Source organism: Stutzerimonas marianensis (assembly GCF_022810315.1).
In the GTDB taxonomy this organism is placed as follows: domain Bacteria; phylum Pseudomonadota; class Gammaproteobacteria; order Pseudomonadales; family Pseudomonadaceae; genus Stutzerimonas; species Stutzerimonas marianensis.
Map to the genome: position 1 here is coordinate 524,226 of NZ_JALGRD010000001.1, position 16,038 is coordinate 540,263.

A 16,038-nucleotide genomic window follows, 5' to 3' on the forward strand; every position below is an offset into this window, starting at 1 on the left:
CGAAAAGGTTCCTAACCCGCTCGATGCATTAGTGGCGGGTGTCGGAGGGACCTTCGGTGCCGGCTCCGGCGAACAGCTGCGCCACATCGGCCGCGTCGAAGCTGTACCGCTGATTGCAGAACTGGCAGTCGATGGTGATTTCGCCCCCCTGCTCCTCGATCAGGAGCTCGGCGTCCTGCTGGCCCAGGCTGATCACGGCCGAGGCCGAACGCTCGCGCGAACAGCTGCAGCGGAAGACGATCGGACGCGGCTCGAACAGGCGGACCTGCTCCTCGTGGTAGAGGCGATGCAGGACCGTCTGGGCATCCAGCCCCAGCAGTTCTTCTGCCGACAGCGTATCGGCCAGGGTGCGCAGGTGCTGCCAGCTGGCTTCGCGCTCCTCCGGCTCGCGGATGCGATCGGCCGGCAGTTGCTGCAGCAGCATGCCGCAGGCGCGGCGGCCGTCGGCGGCCAGCCAGAAACGGGTGGGGAGCTGCTCCGATGAGGCGAAGTAGCTCGACAGGCTTTCGGCCAGGGTCACGCCATCGAGCGACACGATCCCCTGATAGCGCTGGCCGTTCGCCGGTTCGATGGTCATCGCCAGCACGCCGTCGGGCATGAGTTCGGTGAAGGTCGCGCCCGCGGTCACCTGCGCGGCATCGAAGCGGGCGATGCCGCGCACTTCGCGCTCGCTGGAACATTCGACCATCAGCAGGGGCACCGCGCCGGAAGACCTTGCCTGCAGCACCATGAGCCCGTCGAACTTCAGGGTACCGACCAGCAACCCGGCCGCGGCGAGCAACTCGCCGAGCAGTTGCGCAACCGGCTCGGGATAGTCGTGTTTGGCCAGTACCTCGGCGTAACTGCGCTCGAGCTCGACCCATTCGCCGCGCACATCGGAATCGTCGAAGAGAAAACGCTGGGTGTAATCGGAATCGAGCATGGGCATGACCAGAGCAAGTGGGGTGACAGGCAAGGCGGCGCGCCACCGGTTCAGCCGGCCGGGCCCCCCGGATAAAGAAGGGACCGCATTCTAGGTGGAAAGTGGCGACCGTCCAACCGGCGCGCTCAGCCCGCATCCGAACGAAAGCGCTGCAAGGCGCGGCGCTGCTTTTTGCTCGGCCGGCCGTCGGTCTCGACACCCAGGGCGCCAGCCTTGCGCAGCGCGGCGGCCTGCTCCCGGCGCGCCTGGCTTTCGGCGGTTTCCTCGTAGAGCTGCTGCGCTTCCGGCGCACCACGGCGCACTGCGGACAGGGCACGGATGGTGACCGTACGCTCGTCGAAGCCGGTGCGGATCACCAGCTCTTCGCCGAGCTTGGGTTCCTTGCTCGGCTTGCAGCGCTCACCGCGGCAATGCACTTTGCCGCCCTCGATCGCCGCCTTGGCCAAGGCTCGCGTCTTGAAGAAACGCGCCGCCCACAGCCACTTGTCCAGACGGACCTTGCCGTCGTCGCTCTCACTCATCGTTCAACTCTGCCTGACGTCTCGTTGTCATTAGGGTGGTACAGGTGGATGCGGTTGTCATGCACCCCGACTAGAATGCGCGCAACTCTACCGGATACGCCTTTTGAACAATCCCGACCCTCAGACCATCATCGGCTTGCGCGAATGGATCGCCCTCCCGGAACTCGGCGTGGTCGGCCTGCGTGCCAAGATCGATACCGGAGCCAGCACCTCTGCCCTACATGCCACCGAAATCAGCGAATTCAAGCGCAATGGCGAACGCTGGGTTCGTTTCACGGCGCACCTGGGCACCCTGGTGCAGCGCCGCCATCGCTGTGAAGCGCCACTGGTGGCGCGCAAGATCATCAAAAGCTCCAACGGCCAGGCACAGACCCGCTATGTGGTACGCACATTGCTGGCCCTGGGCGATCACCTGTGGCCGGTCGAGTTCACCCTCACCTGTCGCAAGACCATGCGCTATCGCCTGCTGCTCGGGTCAAAAGCCCTGATGGACGGCAAATGGCTGGTCGACCCTGCCCGCACCTACGTGCAGGAAAAACCCCAGACCCTCACTTCTCCCGGTGCCCCATGAAAATCGCCGTGCTGTCGCGCAATCCACGCCTGTATTCGACCCGTCGTCTGATCGAGGCGGGCCAGCAACGTGGCCATGAGGTCGTCGTCATCGACACCCTGCGCGCCTACATGAACATCGCCAGTCACAACCCGCAGATCCACTACCGCGGGCGTCCGCTGGAAGGCTTCGACGCGGTGATCCCGCGGATCGGCGCTTCCGTCACCTTCTACGGTTGCGCCGTGCTGCGCCAGTTCGAGATGCAGGGCGTGTTTCCGCTCAACGAGTCGGTCGCCATCGCGCGCTCCCGCGACAAGCTGCGCTCGCTGCAACTGCTGGCACGCCGCGGCATCGGCCTGCCGGTCACCGGCTTCGCCCACTCGCCGGACGACATCGCCGATCTGATCCAGATGGTCGGCGGCGCCCCCTTGGTGATCAAGGTGCTCGAAGGCACCCAGGGCATCGGCGTGGTCATGTGCGAAACCGCCACGGCGGCCGAGTCGGTGATCGAGGCCTTCATGGGCCTGAAGCAGGACATCATGGTGCAGGAGTACATCAAGGAAGCCGGCGGCGCGGACATCCGCTGCTTCGTCGTTGGCGACAAGGTGATCGCCGCGATGAAGCGCCAGGCCAAGCCCGGGGAATTCCGCTCCAATCTGCACCGTGGCGGTACTGCCAGCCTCATCAAGATCACCCCGGAAGAACGCATGACCGCCATCCGCGCCGCCAAGGTGATGGGCCTGAGCGTCGCGGGCGTCGACATCCTGCGTTCCAATCACGGCCCGCTGGTGATGGAGGTCAACTCCTCGCCCGGCCTGGCGGGCATCGAGGAAACCACCGGCAAGGACGTCGCCGGTCTGATCATCCAGTACCTGGAAAAGAACGCCGGACCACACCTGACGCGGACGAAAGGCAAGGGCTAAGCGGCTGGGGTTGGACAGCCGGGCAGTTACGCCCCGCTTTTCATCTGGCGGTGAACGAGTCGGCAGTCCAGGCGTTACCTAAACGCCATGGCCGCCTCTCCCCCGTCCTGTCGCGCTTCTGCCGTTTTCACGGCTTGATAGCATCCCTGGGCAGCAACAGCCCCAGCGGCAGGCTGACACGCGCCTCCAGTCCGCCGCCTTCGCGGTTGCGCAGCTCGACCACACCGCCATGCTGCGAGGCGATGCGCTTGACGATGGCCAGCCCCAACCCGGCGCCTTGACCACCACGGGCGCGGTCGCCGCGGATGAAGGGGTTGAAGATCTCGCCCAGCTCCTGCGGATCGATACCGGCACCGCGGTCGAGCACGCTGAGCACGACATAGGGCGCGTTGCTGTCGCCGGAAACATGCGCGGCGACCTCGACCCGGTCGCCGCCGTAGCGCAGTGCATTCTCGATCAGGTTGACCAGCAGCCGCTTGATCGACACCCGGCGCAGCGCCAGTTTCGGCATCGGCTCGACGCACAACCGCACGCTCTCGCCATACTGGTTGTACGGCGCCACGACCTCACGCACCAGCTCGCCGAGGTCGATGTTCTCCACCGGCTCGTCGCTGCCATCGCGAACGAAGGCGAGAAACTGGTCGAGGATGGCGTTCATGTCCTCGATATCGCGAACCATGTCCTCCGTGAGCTCGGCATCGCTGGACAACAACTCCAGCGACAGCCGCAGGCGCGTCAGGGGCGTGCGCAGGTCGTGGGACACGCCAGCGAGCATCAGCTCGCGTTCGCGCCCGGCCTGCTCGACGTCTTCGGCCATCTGGTTGAACGCTCTGTACACCTCGGTCATCTCGCTCGGCGTGTCGCTGATCGGCAACCGCACGCTGCGCCCCTTGCCGATCTGCCGCGCGGCGTAGACCAGCCGCTTGAGCGGCAGGTTGAGCTGACTGACGAAGATCCAGGCCGCCGCCGTCGAGAGCAGGCCGATCCCGAGGAACCAGCCAAGCACGCTCCAGATGCGTTGCCCCCGCAACGGGTAGGCATACAGCGGCACCTGCAGCCAGTCCGGGCCGAGGCTCGGCGCCCGCACCCAGATCGCTGTCTGCGGCTGGATGCGCACCCGCACGTCGGTTTCCACCCCGAGCTCGGCCTGCATCTGGCGCAGGAAGATCTCGGTGTAGGGCCAGTGGTACTCACTGACCGGCACGTCGGCCGTCTCAACCCGGCGCAACCCCGCTGCCTGGGCGATGCGCTCACGGTTCTCGTCGTCCGCCGCCCAGTAGGCGCGCAAGGTCAACGCCGCGCCATGGCTGTATTGGCGGTCGACCATCACGTCCTCGTTCATCATCAGGTACACCAGCATCAGCACCTTGGAGAACAGGACGACGATCAGCACCATCCACAGCGTGCGGGCGAAGAAGCTTTGCGGGAACCAGAGGGGAGTTTTCATAGCAAAAGCCGAATGCAAGCGCTGGACGCTGGAAGCTGAACGACAAAGCAGCACGCGCGCCTTCGTTCAGCCTCCGGCGCCTTTACCGACCCTTTCAGCCTTTATTCCCGTCCGGCACGAAGACGTAGCCCACGCCCCAGACCGTCTGGATATAGCGTGGTTTGGAGGGGTCGGGCTCGATCAGACGGCGCAGCCGGGAAATCTGCACATCGATGGACCGCTCCAGTGCGTCCCACTCGCGGCCACGGGCCAGGTTCATCAGCTTGTCGCGGGTCAGCGGTTCGCGGGCATGCTGGACCAGCGCCTTGAGCACGGCGAATTCGCCGGTGGTCAGCATGTGCACCTGGTCGCCCTTTTTCAGCTCGCGGGTGCCGAGGAACAGCTCATAGTCACCGAAGGTCACCGTCTCGTCTTCACTGCCCGGCGCACCCGGCACCTGAGGCGCCTGGCGGCGCAACACCGCGCGGATCCGCGCCAGCAACTCGCGCGGATTGAACGGCTTGGCCAGGTAATCGTCCGCCCCCTGCTCCAGTCCGTGGATACGGCTGGCCTCGTCGCCCTTGGCGGTGAGCATGATGATCGGGATCTGGTTGCCCGCGGCGCGCAACCGGGCGCAGGCGGACAGGCCATCCTCGCCGGGCATCATCAGGTCCAGCACGACCAGGTGGAACAGCTCGCGGCTGAGTACGCGATCCATCTGCTCGGCACTTTCCACGGTACGCACGCGATAACCCTGCTCATCGAGAAAGCGCTCGAGCAGGCGACGCAGCCGTGCATCGTCATCGACAATCAGGATCTTTTCGCCTTCGCTGGGGGGCGCAGTGCTGCTCATGGAAACTCCCGAAGAATTCGACGGCGCATTATGCGCACAGAGGTTATGGCGCGACTTGCCGGCCATTGTTAGCAGATTTTTCCGCCGCTGGCAGCGTGCAGTGCCCGTCCGAGCGGCGCGTCTGGCTTTTTCGTCCGGCTTTCGGCCGCAAGCTTTTCTGCTGCCTTTATAATCGCGCCCCTTCGCGCAGGTACACCCTGCATGGTTCCGGACAGATCAGGTAGCTTCATGGACAGCATCAACTCCCGCCTCGCCGCCGAACTCGGCGTACGCCCCCAACAGGTTGCCGCCACCGTGGCACTGCTCGACGAAGGCTCCACCGTGCCCTTCATCGCCCGCTACCGCAAGGAAGTCACCGGCAGCCTCGACGATACCCAGCTGCGCAACCTGGAAGAACGTCTGCGCTACCTGCGCGAACTGGACGAGCGCCGTGCGGCGATCCTTTCGAGCATCGAGGAACAGGGCAAGCTGACCCCCGAGCTCAAGCGCGAGATCGATCTCGCCGACACCAAGACCCGTCTCGAAGACCTCTACCTGCCCTACAAGCAGAAGCGCCGCACCAAGGGCCAGATCGCCCTGGAAGCCGGTCTTGGCGAGCTGGCCGATGCGCTGTTTGCCAACCCGGACCTCACGCCAGAGCAGGAAGCCGAGCGCTTCATCGACGCCGAGAAGGGCTTCGCCGATGTAAAAGCCGTGCTCGAAGGCGCCAAGTACATCCTCATGGAGCGTTTCGCCGAAGACGCCGATCTGTTGGCCAGGCTGCGTGACTTCCTCAAGCACAACGCCACCCTCAGTGCCCGAGTCGTACCGGGCAAGGAAACCGAAGGCGCCAAGTTCAGCGATTACTTCGAGCATGACGAAATCTTGAAGAACACACCCTCGCACCGTGCGCTGGCGATCTTCCGTGGGCGCAACGAAGGCGTGCTCGGTGTCAGCCTCAAGGTCGGCGACGAGGCACCCGGCACCATGCACCCGGGCGAAACCATGATCGGCGAGCGCTTCGGCATCGCCAACCGCGGGCGCGCTGCCGACAAGTGGCTGGCCGAGGTCGTGCGCTGGACCTGGAAGGTCAAGCTCTACACCAGCCTGGAAACCGACCTGCTCGGCGAACTGCGCGACCGCGCCGAGGACGAAGCGATCGGCGTCTTCGCGCGCAACATGCACGACCTGTTGCTGGCCGCGCCGGCCGGCCCGCGCGCCACCCTAGGGCTCGACCCCGGTCTGCGCACCGGCTGCAAGGTCGCCGTTGTCGATGCCACCGGCAAGTTGCTCGACACCGCGACCGTCTATCCGCACGCGCCGCGCAACGACTGGGACGGCACGCTGGCCGTGCTCGCCAAGCTGTGCGCCAAGCACGGCGTCGACCTGATCGCCATCGGCAACGGCACCGCCAGCCGCGAGACCGACAAGCTGGCCGGCGAGCTGATCAAGAAGGTGCCCGGCCTGAAACTGACCAAGGTGATGGTCAGCGAAGCGGGCGCCTCGGTGTATTCGGCATCCGAACTGGCCGCCAAGGAATTCCCGGATCTGGATGTTTCCCTGCGCGGTGCCGTGTCGATCGCCCGACGCCTGCAGGATCCGCTCGCCGAGCTGGTGAAAATCGAACCCAAGGCCATCGGCGTCGGCCAGTACCAGCATGACGTCTCCCAGCTCAAGCTGGCGCGCTCGCTGGATGCCGTGGTCGAGGACTGCGTGAACGCCGTCGGCGTCGACGTCAACACTGCCTCGGCCGCGCTGCTGGCGCGCATCTCCGGCCTCAACGCGACGCTGGCCAACAACATCGTGCAGTTCCGCGATGCCAATGGCGCGTTCAAGTCCCGCAGCGACCTGAAGAAGGTCCCGCGCCTGGGCGAGAAGACCTTCGAACAGGCCGCTGGCTTCCTGCGCGTGATGAACGGCGAAAACCCGCTGGACGCCTCCGCCGTGCACCCCGAGACCTACCCGCTGGTCACGCGTATCGCACAGGACACCGGCCGCGACATCCGCTCGCTGATCGGTGATTCGGCCTTCCTCAAGCGCCTGGATCCCAAGCAGTTCACCGACGAAACCTTCGGCCTGCCCACCGTGACCGATATTCTCAAGGAGCTGGACAAGCCCGGCCGCGACCCGCGACCCGAGTTCAAGACCGCCGAGTTCCAGGAGGGCGTGGAAAAGCTCAGCGACCTCAAGCCCGGCATGGTGCTCGAAGGCGTGGTGACCAACGTGACCAACTTCGGCGCCTTCGTCGACGTTGGCGTGCACCAGGATGGCCTGGTGCATATCAGCGCCCTGTCGGAGAAATTCGTCAAAGACCCGTACGAAGTGGTCAAAGCCGGTGACATCGTTCGGGTCAAGGTCATGGAAGTGGACATCCCGCGCAACCGCGTCGGGCTGTCGATGCGCATGAGCGACACCCCAGGTGAGAAGACCGAAACGGTGCGCGGCAACGGCCAAGCGCGCGGCGGCCAGTCGCGGCAGGCCAAGCCGGAAAAGCCGGCGCCGGCCAACAACGCCATGGCAGCCCTGTTCGCCAATGCCAAGAGCCTGAGGAAATAACGTTGCGTGAAGTCGAAGCAGTGGGAAGCAGCAGCGCCTTCGGGCGCCTGCTGGGGCTGGAGATCCTCAAGGCCGACCAGGGCGAAGCGGTGCTCCGCCTGGTCATGCATGACGGCCTGCGCAACCTGCACGGCAAGCTGCACGGTGGCGCCCTGTTTTCGCTGATCGATACCGCCATGGGCCAGGCCAGCCACAGCCTCAACGGCGGTGAACCGAACAGCGTCACCCTCGAGTGCAAGGTCAACTACATCCGACCGGTAACGGAAGGCGAGCTGACCTGTCGTGCCTGGGTCGTGCATGGCGGGCGCCGCACTCAGGTGCTCGAGGCGGAGGTGCATCAGGGCGACAAACTCATCGCCAAGGCGCAGGCGACCTTCGCCTGTCTATAGCAGCTGCAGCGCCTGGCGCCGTCCTGGTGCGCCAGGCTTGAAGCTTGCGGGCCGCCGCCCCATATTGTGCCGACCGATGCGTGAAGGAATTCCAATTGAGCGATCTTTTCTCCCACCGCCTGGCGTTGCTGGCCGAGCACCCCAACCTGCCGCTGCTCTCGCAATGCCTGCACGGGATCGAGCGTGAATGCCTGCGCATCGGGCCGGACGGCCAGCTCGCCCTGACGCCGCACCCGCGCGCGCTGGGCTCGGCGCTGACCCATCCAAGGATCACCACGGATTATTCCGAAGCGTTGCTGGAATTCATCACCGGCACCGCGACCGATCCGTCCAGAACGCTCGACGAACTCGACGCCATCCACCGCTACACCTACAGCAAGCTGGGCGACGAGCTGCTCTGGAGCCCCTCGATGCCGGGCCCACTGCCGGACGAGGCGCAAATCCCGATCGCCGAATACGGCAGCTCCAACATCGGTCGGCTCAAGTACGTCTACCGCCAGGGACTGGCGCTGCGTTATGGCAAGACGATGCAGTGCATCGCCGGCATCCATTACAACTTCTCGCTGCCCGAGGGACTGTGGGAATTGCTGCGCCAGGACGAGAGCGACACGCGTTCGCCACAGGACTTCCAGTCGTCGCGCTATATCGCACTGATCCGCAACTTCCGCCGCTACAGCTGGCTGCTGATGTACCTCTTCGGCGCCTCGCCGGCGCTGGACGCCAGCTTCATGCGCGGTCGCCCGCACCAGCTCGAGCAGCTCGATGACGACACCCTCTATCTGCCCTACGCGACCAGCCTGCGCATGAGCGACCTGGGCTATCAGAGCAACGCCCAGGCCGGTCTGACACCTTGCTACGACGATCTGCCCAGCTACACCAGCAGCCTGCACCGCGCCGTCTCGACGCCCTACCCCGACTATGCCGCCTGGGGCACCCGCGATGCGCACGGCAACTGGCAGCAGCTCAATACCAACGTGCTGCAGATCGAAAACGAGTACTACTCGAACATCCGCCCCAAGCGCGTCACCAGAACCGGTGAACGACCCCTGCATGCGCTGCGAAGCCGCGGGATCCAGTACATCGAAGTGCGCTGCCTGGACATCAACCCGTTCCTGCCACTGGGCATCGACCTCGTCGAAGCCCGGTTTCTCGACGCTTTCCTGCTGTATTGCGCCCTGCACGAGAGCCCTTGCCTCGTCGATGGAGAGTGCAGCGCCAGCAGCGACAATTTCCTGCAGGTGGTCAAGCAGGGCCGCAAGCCCGGGCTCCAGCTGCGCCGCGGCGGCGAGCGCGTCGATCTGCAGGAATGGGCGCAGGCACTGCTGGACGAGATCGGCCAGGTCGCGGCCCTGCTGGACCAGAGCCGTGGCACGGGGGCCCATGCCGAAGCACTGGCGGCGCAGCGGGCCAAGGTCGCCGACAGCAGCCTGACGCCCTCGGCGAAGGTGCTCGAGGCGCTACGTCAACACGGCGAGAGCTTCAGCCAATTCGCCATGCGCCAGACCCGCCTGCACGCCGAGGCACTACGCACCCGCCCGCTGCCCGCCGCGCAAACGGCCGACTTCGAAGAAGCCGCCCGTCAGTCGCTGGCCCAGCAGGCCGAGATGGAAGCGAACGACACCCAGGACTTCGACAGCTTCGTCGAGGAGTATCAGCGGAGTCTGACGCAGCTGTAGCGGGCAGCCGGAGGCGATGGGGCCTGAAGCGGCCAGGTCGGCTCCGACCCTCTTAAGCGGTTGCCAAGTGCAACCGCTTTTTCCGTTGAGCCTTGCGCCCTGGCGCTCTGATCGGCTCTACAGCTTCTTCTCGAAGATCTTCGAGTTGCGCTGGTAGTTGTAGAGCGAGGCGCGCGCCGCCGGGAGGCGTTCGACACCGCTGGGCTCGAAGCCGCGCTCGCGAAACCAGTGGGCCGTGCGCGTGGTGAGCACGAAGAGCGTCTTGAGCCCCAACTGGCGGGCCCGCGCCTCGATGCGCTCGAGCAGCTCGTCGCCCCGGCCGCCGTGGCGGTATTCGGGGTTGACCGCCAGGCAGGCCAGCTCCCCGGAATCCGAGTCGGCGATCGGATAGAGCGCCGCGCAGGCAATGATCAATCCGTCGCGCTCGACGATGCTGAACTGCTCGACCTCCCGCTCGAGCACCTCGCGCGATCGCCGCACCAGGATGCCTTGCTCTTCCAACGGCGTGATCAGGTCGATCAGGCCGCCCACATCCTCGATGGTTGCCTCGCGCAGGCGCTCGAACTGCTCCTGGGTCACCAGGGTGCCGTCGCCGCCGTCGCGGGTGAATAGCTCATTGAGCAGGGAGCCATCTTCGGCATAGCTGATCACATGGCTGCGCCGCACGCCGCCCTTGCAGGCTTGCGCTGCGGCATCGAGCAACTCGGCCTGGTAGGTGCCAACCAGGCGCTGGAGGTAGGCCGGGATCTGGGGCGGCGTCAGCTCGCGCACCAGTCGGCCGCTTTCGTCACGCAGGCCTCGCTCGGCGCCATAGAGCACCAGCTTGTCGGCCTGCAGGTCGATGGCCGCCCGAGTCGCGATGTCCTCGCAGGCGATGTTGAAGATCTCGCCGGTCGGCGAATACCCCAGCGGCGACAGCAGTACGATGGTGCGCTCGTCCAGCAACCGCCCGATGCCCTTGCGGTCCACTCGGCGGACTTCTCCGGTGTGGTGGTAGTCGACGCCATCGAGCACGCCGATGGGGCGCGCGGTGATGAAGTTGCCGCTGGCTACCCGCAGCCGTGCGCCCTGCATCGGCGAGGCCGCCATGTCCATGGACAGCCGCGCTTCGAGGGCGATGCGCATCTGCCCGACGGCGTCGATCACGCATTCGAGCGTCGCCGAGTCGGTCACCCGCAGGTCCCGGTGGAAACGCGGCTGAATGCCCCGAGCGGCCAGCCGTGCCTCGATCTGCGGGCGAGAGCCGAACACCAGCACCAGACGCACCCCAAGGCTGTGCAGCAGCACCAGGTCGTGGACGATATTGGCGAAGTTGGGATGCTCCAGCCCGTCGCCCGGCAGCATGACCACGAAGGTGCGGTCGCGGTGGGCGTTGATGTAGGGGGAAGAGTCGCGAAGCCAGGTGACGTAGTCGTGCATTGCAAAAGCCTTAGGGTGACAACCTGTTTACCGGAGAACCGGGCGTGAAGAGGGCCAGGAGCAGGTCCGCTGGCGACGGCTGACAGCACGATCGCCGGGCCTGCTCCTATCCTCGGCTCGCCGGTTGCAGGCAATAGTGCTCGATCATTCCACGCAGCAGGTTCACGGTGGGCTCGATCCGGTCCAGGTCCAGGTATTCATCCGGCTGGTGCGCGCAGGCGATATCGCCTGGGCCGAGCACCAGCGTCTCGCAGCCAAGCTGCTGAAGATAAGGTGCTTCGGTGGCAAAGGCCACCGCCTCGGCGGCGTGCCCGGTCAGTTGCTCGGCGAGCCTGACCAACTCCGCCGTGGCCGGCTGGTCGAAGGGCGGGACGCTGGGAAACAGAGGAGCCAGGTCGATCTTGACCTGATGCCGCTCGGCCACTGGCCGCAGGCGACCGGCGATCGCCTCGCGCAGCTGATCCGGGTCCATCCCTGGCAGCGGGCGCAGGTCGTATTCCAGCGAGCATTGGCCACAGATGCGGTTGGGATTGTCGCCGCCGTGGATGCAGCCCAGATTGAGGGTGGGCGTCGGCACGTCGAACAGTGGGTTGGCGTACCGGCCCTGCCACTCGCGGCGCAGGGCGATCAGCTCGCCCATCACCTCGTGCATCGCCTCCAGCGCGCTGTGGCCATAGGCCGGGTTCGACGAGTGCCCGCTTTGCCCGTGAATCTCGATGCCTTCCATCATGATGCCCTTGTGCAACCGAACCGGGCGCAGGCCGGTCGGCTCGCCGATCACCGCGGCACGCCCGAGCGGCCGCCCGGCCTCGGCCAGCGCGCGGGCACCGGACATCGAGCTTTCCTCGTCGCAGGTCGCCAGGATCAGCAATGGCTGACGGAAGGGTTGATCGAGCAGCGGCAGCACCGCCTCGATGATCAATGCGAAGAAGCCCTTCATGTCGCAGCTGCCCAGGCCGTACCAACGATCGTCCGCCTCGCGCAGGCGCAGCGGATCGGCGGCCCAAAGTTCGGCATCGAAGGGAACGGTATCGCTGTGCCCGGCGAGAACCAGGCCACCGGCGCCACTGCCGCGGCTGGCGAGCAGGTTGAACTTGCCCGGCGTGACTTGCTGGATGTCGCAGGCGAAGCCGAGATCACCCAGCCAGAGCGCGAGCAGGTCGATCACCGGGCGGTTGGTCTGATCCCAGTGCGCCTGGGTGCAGCTTACCGAAGGTGCCGCGATCAGCGCGGCGAACCGGTCCTTGAGCGAGGGAATGGGCACCGACGACCTCCTTCAAGACAGGAACGAAGGCGCCCAGTGAAACACGAAACGCGCCGCCGCAGCGCTTGCGAAGCGGAAAAACTGCGGCGGCAGGGTCGTCAGACGAAGATCGCCTTGAGAATGGTGAAGAACACGATGGAGAGGAAAGCGCCGGCGGGCAGGGTGATCAGCCATGACATGAAGATCGACCCGACCACGCCGAGGTTGAGCGCGCCAATGCCGCGCGCGATACCGATACCCAGTACCGCACCGACCAGCGTATGGGTGGTCGAGACCGGCAAGCCGATGGCCGAAGCGCCGACCACCGTGGTCGCGGTCGCCAGCTCGGCGGCGAAACCGCGGCTGGGCGTGAGTTCGGTGATTTCCTTGCCGATGGTGGCGATGACCTTGTAGCCGTAGGTCGCCAGGCCGATGACGATGCCCACCGCACCGAGCAGCAACACCCAACCCGGCACCGCCGACTTGGCCGCGATCTCCGCCGCGCCACCGGACTCGATGACGCCCACCACGGCAGCCAGCGGGCCCACCGCGTTGGCCACGTCGTTGGCGCCGTGCGCAAAGGCCATGGAGCAGGCAGTGAAAATCATGAGGACCGCGAAGACCTTTTCCACGCTGGCGAAGTGGAAGGTCTTGTCGGCTTCCTCGTCGACCTTGATGCGCGACAGCAAGGCGACGCCGACCAGCGCCACCAGCACGCCGATGGCGAACGCCAGGGCGATGCCCTGACTGCTGGTCAGCGTCAGTCCGACATGCTTGAGGCCCTTGGTCACGGTCATCAGCGCGACCATGAAGCCGGTCAGGAACATGTACAGCGGCACGAAACGCTTGGCGTTGAGGAAGGGTTCATCGGTATTGATGATCAGCTTCTGCACGCTCATGAACAGGCCGAAGGCGACGATACCGGAGAGCATCGGCGTGACGACCCAGCTTGCGACGATGGGCCCGATCGACTCCCAATGCACGGCATCGAGCGAGACCCCGACAGCGGCAAAGCCGATCACCGCGCCGACGATCGAGTGGGTGGTCGAGACCGGCCAGCCCTTCATCGTCGCGATCAGCAGCCAGGTGCCCGCCGCGAGCAACGCCGACATCATGCCGAGCACCATGAGGTCGGGCGAAATGACCTCGGCGTCGACGATGCCGTTCTTGATCGTTTCGGTGACCTCACCGCCGGCCAGGTAGGCGCCACAGAACTCGAAGATCATGGCCACGAGGATGGCCTGCTTGATCGTCAGGGCACGGGAGCCCACGGAAGTGCCCATGGCATTGGCGACGTCATTGGCGCCGACGCCCCAGGCCATGAAGAAACCGAATGCGCAGGCGAGTATCAGGAGTACGAAACCGTATTCCGAGATGAAGGACATAAGAATTACCTGTTGAAGCCAGAAAGGATGCTGGCGCCTCAGCGCGCCAGCAATTGTTCCAGACGGTTGCCGACGCGCTCGGCGCGGTCGGCCACGTCACCGATCCATTCGATGATCTTGTAGAGGAACATCACGTCTACCGGAGGCAATTCCTTTTCCAGCCTGAACAGCGCACGACGCACCGTGATCTGCATGCGGTCGGTCTCTCGCTCGATCTCCTCGAGCTCCTCGACCATCTTCTCCACCAGCGTGGCCTCGCGGCCGGCGAAACCGGTTTCCAGCAGCGAATCCAGCTCCTTGAGCGCCTTGAGCGCCTGGCAGCTGGCGTCCACGCTGCGCTGCACGAAGGCCATCATTTCCGGCTGCAGAGCCACCGGAATGGTCATGCAGCGACCCAGCATCAGGCCGGCGATGTCCTTGGCGCGGTTGGCAATTTTGTCCTGTACACTCAGCAGCTCCAGCAGGTCCGAGCGCGGCACCGGCAGGAACAGGCTCTTCGGAAGGTGCTGACGGACGCTCTTCTTGAGCTTGTCGGCCTCGTTTTCCAGTCGGGCCATCTCTTTCTGGATCTGCTCGACCCGCTCCCAGTCTTCTGCAGTGATCGCCTGGAACAGCGGCACCAGGTTGGCGGCGCATTCGTGAGACTTGGCCATATGCTGTTGCATCGGACCGATGGGCGACCGTCCGAACAGGCTGACGAAAGGATTGATTGGCATAGGGAACACCCCGGCTTCAGAAGGCGGCAAGTATACGGATGACCTCAAAGGGCCGCTACCAAGTGACGTAGGTCACACTCAAACATAGGCATCATCTCGGCACCATGCAGAAAGAAACCGAAATCAAACTGCGCGCCAGTCGCGAAACCCTGGCGGCCCTGCGCGAGCACCCGCTGCTGAAGAAGCGCAACAAGAGCGGCTGGCAGCGTCACGAACTCTTCAACCAGTACTACGACACTCCCGAGCGCCATCTGGCTCGGGCGAAAGTCGCCCTGCGCCTGCGGCGCGACGGTGAACAGTTCATCCAGACGCTCAAGAGCCGCGGGCAGAGCGTGGCCGGGCTGTCCGAGCGCAACGAGTGGGACTGGTACCTGGACAAAGCCAAGCTCGACCTCAAGAAGCTGGCGGATGACTGCTGGCCAGCGAGCCTGGCCGACCTGGACAAGAAAACACTCAAGCCCATCTTCACCACCGACTTCGTCCGCGAAAAGGCCGAGATCGCCTGGGGCCGTGGCAAGGCGCGCGTGGTCATCGAAGCGGCGCTGGACCTGGGCAAGGTCGTGGCCGGCAAGCACGCGGAGGACATCTGCGAACTCGAGCTGGAACTGCGCCAGGGCGAACCGCAGGCTCTGCTGGAGCTGGCCGCCGAGCTTGCGGCCGACCTGCCACTGATGCCATGCGACATCAGCAAGGCCGAGCGCGGCTATCGGTTGCACGACCCCGACAGCTACTCATTGAGCCTGCCCAGCCCGCCGATCGAGCCGAGTCTGCCCCTGGACGACGCCTTTGCCGCGCTGGCCTGGTACCTGCTGGGCAATAGCCAGCGCCTGGCCGAGCAATACCGTTACAACGGCCACTGGTCCCTGCTCGGCGACTGGCTGCAGCAGCTGATCGAATTGCGCGCCCTGCTCGGCAGCCTCGGCCAGGCCGCGCCACGGGTCAGCAGCCGCGCACTGCGCGAACAGCTCGATGCCCTGATCCAGGATTGGCGACCCATGATCGACGCCGGCCAGGAAGACGAAGGCGTCCGCCAGTCCGCGCCCGAGGCCTTCACGCACGAACTCGACCAGCCGCGTTGGGGCCTGTTCTCGCTGCAAACCTCGCTGTGGTTGCTGCAGCGCGGCTGGATGACCAACCGCAACAACCGCGGCGAGCGCCAGGGCACGGCCGAGCTGGGCAACTGGCTGCCCCGGCTGTTGGCGGACGAGGCCCAGGCCCTGCAGCTGCCGCGCTATGAGCGGCAGCCGGAGGACCTGGCCGAGCAGCGCCCGCGCATGGAGCGGCTGCTGGTCTGGCTGCACCTGGCCCGCACCGCCCTGGACCTACCGGAAACCGATCGGATGTACGGGGAGCTGGCCAAGCTCTACGCCTTGGCACAGCGACCGCTGAGCGACGAATGCCTCGGCGCGCGCGTCGAGCAGGCCCATACTGTGTGGACGCTCAAACCGTGGAAGCTGTTGACCAAGTAGGCTTGGCAGGC

The 16,038-nt window shown here is 65.4% G+C and carries 14 protein-coding genes; 6 read left to right on the forward strand and 8 right to left on the reverse strand.

Annotation, left to right across the window (positions count from 1 at the left end):
- Nucleotides 1–28: 28 nt before the first annotated feature.
- Nucleotides 29–922 (reverse strand): Hsp33 family molecular chaperone HslO, encoded by an 894-nt coding sequence (gene hslO / locus MST27_RS02280; protein ID WP_243604383.1) that lies wholly within the window; start codon nucleotides 920–922, stop codon nucleotides 29–31.
- Nucleotides 923–1,047: 125 nt separating this feature from the next.
- A complete protein-coding gene (locus tag MST27_RS02285; protein WP_243604384.1) occupies nucleotides 1,048–1,443 on the reverse strand; it encodes an RNA-binding S4 domain-containing protein in 396 nt (131 codons plus the stop codon).
- 103 nt (nucleotides 1,444–1,546) lie between these two features.
- Here MST27_RS02285 and rimB point away from each other — a divergent pair, with 103 nt between their 5' ends.
- Nucleotides 1,547–2,014 (forward strand): retropepsin-like aspartic endopeptidase RimB, encoded by a 468-nt coding sequence (rimB, locus tag MST27_RS02290; RefSeq protein ID WP_423705760.1) that lies wholly within the window; start codon nucleotides 1,547–1,549, stop codon nucleotides 2,012–2,014.
- Nucleotides 2,011–2,916, forward strand: coding sequence for a 30S ribosomal protein S6--L-glutamate ligase (rimK, locus tag MST27_RS02295; RefSeq protein WP_243604385.1), 906 nt, complete (start codon nucleotides 2,011–2,013; stop codon nucleotides 2,914–2,916). The genes rimB and rimK overlap by 4 nt, the downstream gene beginning before the upstream one ends.
- 127 nt (nucleotides 2,917–3,043) lie before the next feature.
- On the opposite strand, the gene MST27_RS02300 is transcribed toward rimK, so the two are convergent.
- The gene (locus MST27_RS02300) at nucleotides 3,044–4,363 is read right to left on the reverse strand and encodes an ATP-binding protein (RefSeq protein ID WP_243604386.1); all 1,320 of its coding nucleotides are present in this window, start codon (nucleotides 4,361–4,363) and stop codon (nucleotides 3,044–3,046) included.
- Between the two features lie 94 nt (nucleotides 4,364–4,457).
- Complete coding sequence (gene ompR, locus MST27_RS02305) at nucleotides 4,458–5,195, reverse strand: osmolarity response regulator transcription factor OmpR (RefSeq protein ID WP_243604387.1); 738 nt, start codon at nucleotides 5,193–5,195, stop codon at nucleotides 4,458–4,460.
- A 228-nt stretch (nucleotides 5,196–5,423) separates the two neighbouring features.
- Between ompR and MST27_RS02310 the strand changes: the two genes are divergently transcribed.
- The 3 genes from MST27_RS02310 to gshA all read left to right on the forward strand — a co-directional run bounded on the left by MST27_RS02310 (nucleotide 5,424) and on the right by gshA (nucleotide 9,795).
- Nucleotides 5,424–7,730 (forward strand): Tex family protein, encoded by a 2,307-nt coding sequence (locus tag MST27_RS02310; RefSeq protein WP_243604388.1) that lies wholly within the window; start codon nucleotides 5,424–5,426, stop codon nucleotides 7,728–7,730.
- Between the two features lie 2 nt (nucleotides 7,731–7,732).
- A complete protein-coding gene (locus tag MST27_RS02315) occupies nucleotides 7,733–8,119 on the forward strand; it encodes a PaaI family thioesterase (protein WP_243604389.1) in 387 nt (128 codons plus the stop codon).
- A 95-nt stretch (nucleotides 8,120–8,214) separates the two neighbouring features.
- Nucleotides 8,215–9,795, forward strand: coding sequence for a glutamate--cysteine ligase (gene gshA, locus MST27_RS02320; RefSeq protein WP_243604390.1), 1,581 nt, complete (start codon nucleotides 8,215–8,217; stop codon nucleotides 9,793–9,795).
- Nucleotides 9,796–9,912: 117 nt separating this feature from the next.
- On the opposite strand, the gene argA is transcribed toward gshA, so the two are convergent.
- From argA to MST27_RS02340, 4 genes are all read right to left on the reverse strand, one after another.
- Entirely contained in the window at nucleotides 9,913–11,214 is a 1,302-nt protein-coding gene (argA, locus tag MST27_RS02325; protein WP_243604391.1) for an amino-acid N-acetyltransferase, read from the reverse strand.
- A gap of 106 nt (nucleotides 11,215–11,320) precedes the next feature.
- Nucleotides 11,321–12,478 carry an acetylornithine deacetylase gene (argE, locus tag MST27_RS02330; protein ID WP_243604392.1) on the reverse strand — a complete coding sequence of 386 codons (1,158 nt, stop codon included), beginning with the start codon at nucleotides 12,476–12,478 and terminating at the stop codon, nucleotides 11,321–11,323.
- A 98-nt stretch (nucleotides 12,479–12,576) separates the two neighbouring features.
- Nucleotides 12,577–13,842, reverse strand: a complete 1,266-nt coding sequence (locus tag MST27_RS02335) for an inorganic phosphate transporter (protein WP_243604393.1) — start codon at nucleotides 13,840–13,842, stop codon at nucleotides 12,577–12,579.
- Nucleotides 13,843–13,880: 38 nt separating this feature from the next.
- On the reverse strand, nucleotides 13,881–14,558 hold the full coding sequence (locus MST27_RS02340; protein ID WP_243604394.1) for a TIGR00153 family protein: 678 nt from the start codon (nucleotides 14,556–14,558) through the stop codon (nucleotides 13,881–13,883).
- Between the two features lie 104 nt (nucleotides 14,559–14,662).
- Between MST27_RS02340 and MST27_RS02345 the strand changes: the two genes are divergently transcribed.
- The gene (locus MST27_RS02345) at nucleotides 14,663–16,027 is read left to right on the forward strand and encodes a CYTH domain-containing protein (protein WP_243604395.1); all 1,365 of its coding nucleotides are present in this window, start codon (nucleotides 14,663–14,665) and stop codon (nucleotides 16,025–16,027) included.
- Nucleotides 16,028–16,038: the final 11 nt, after the last annotated feature.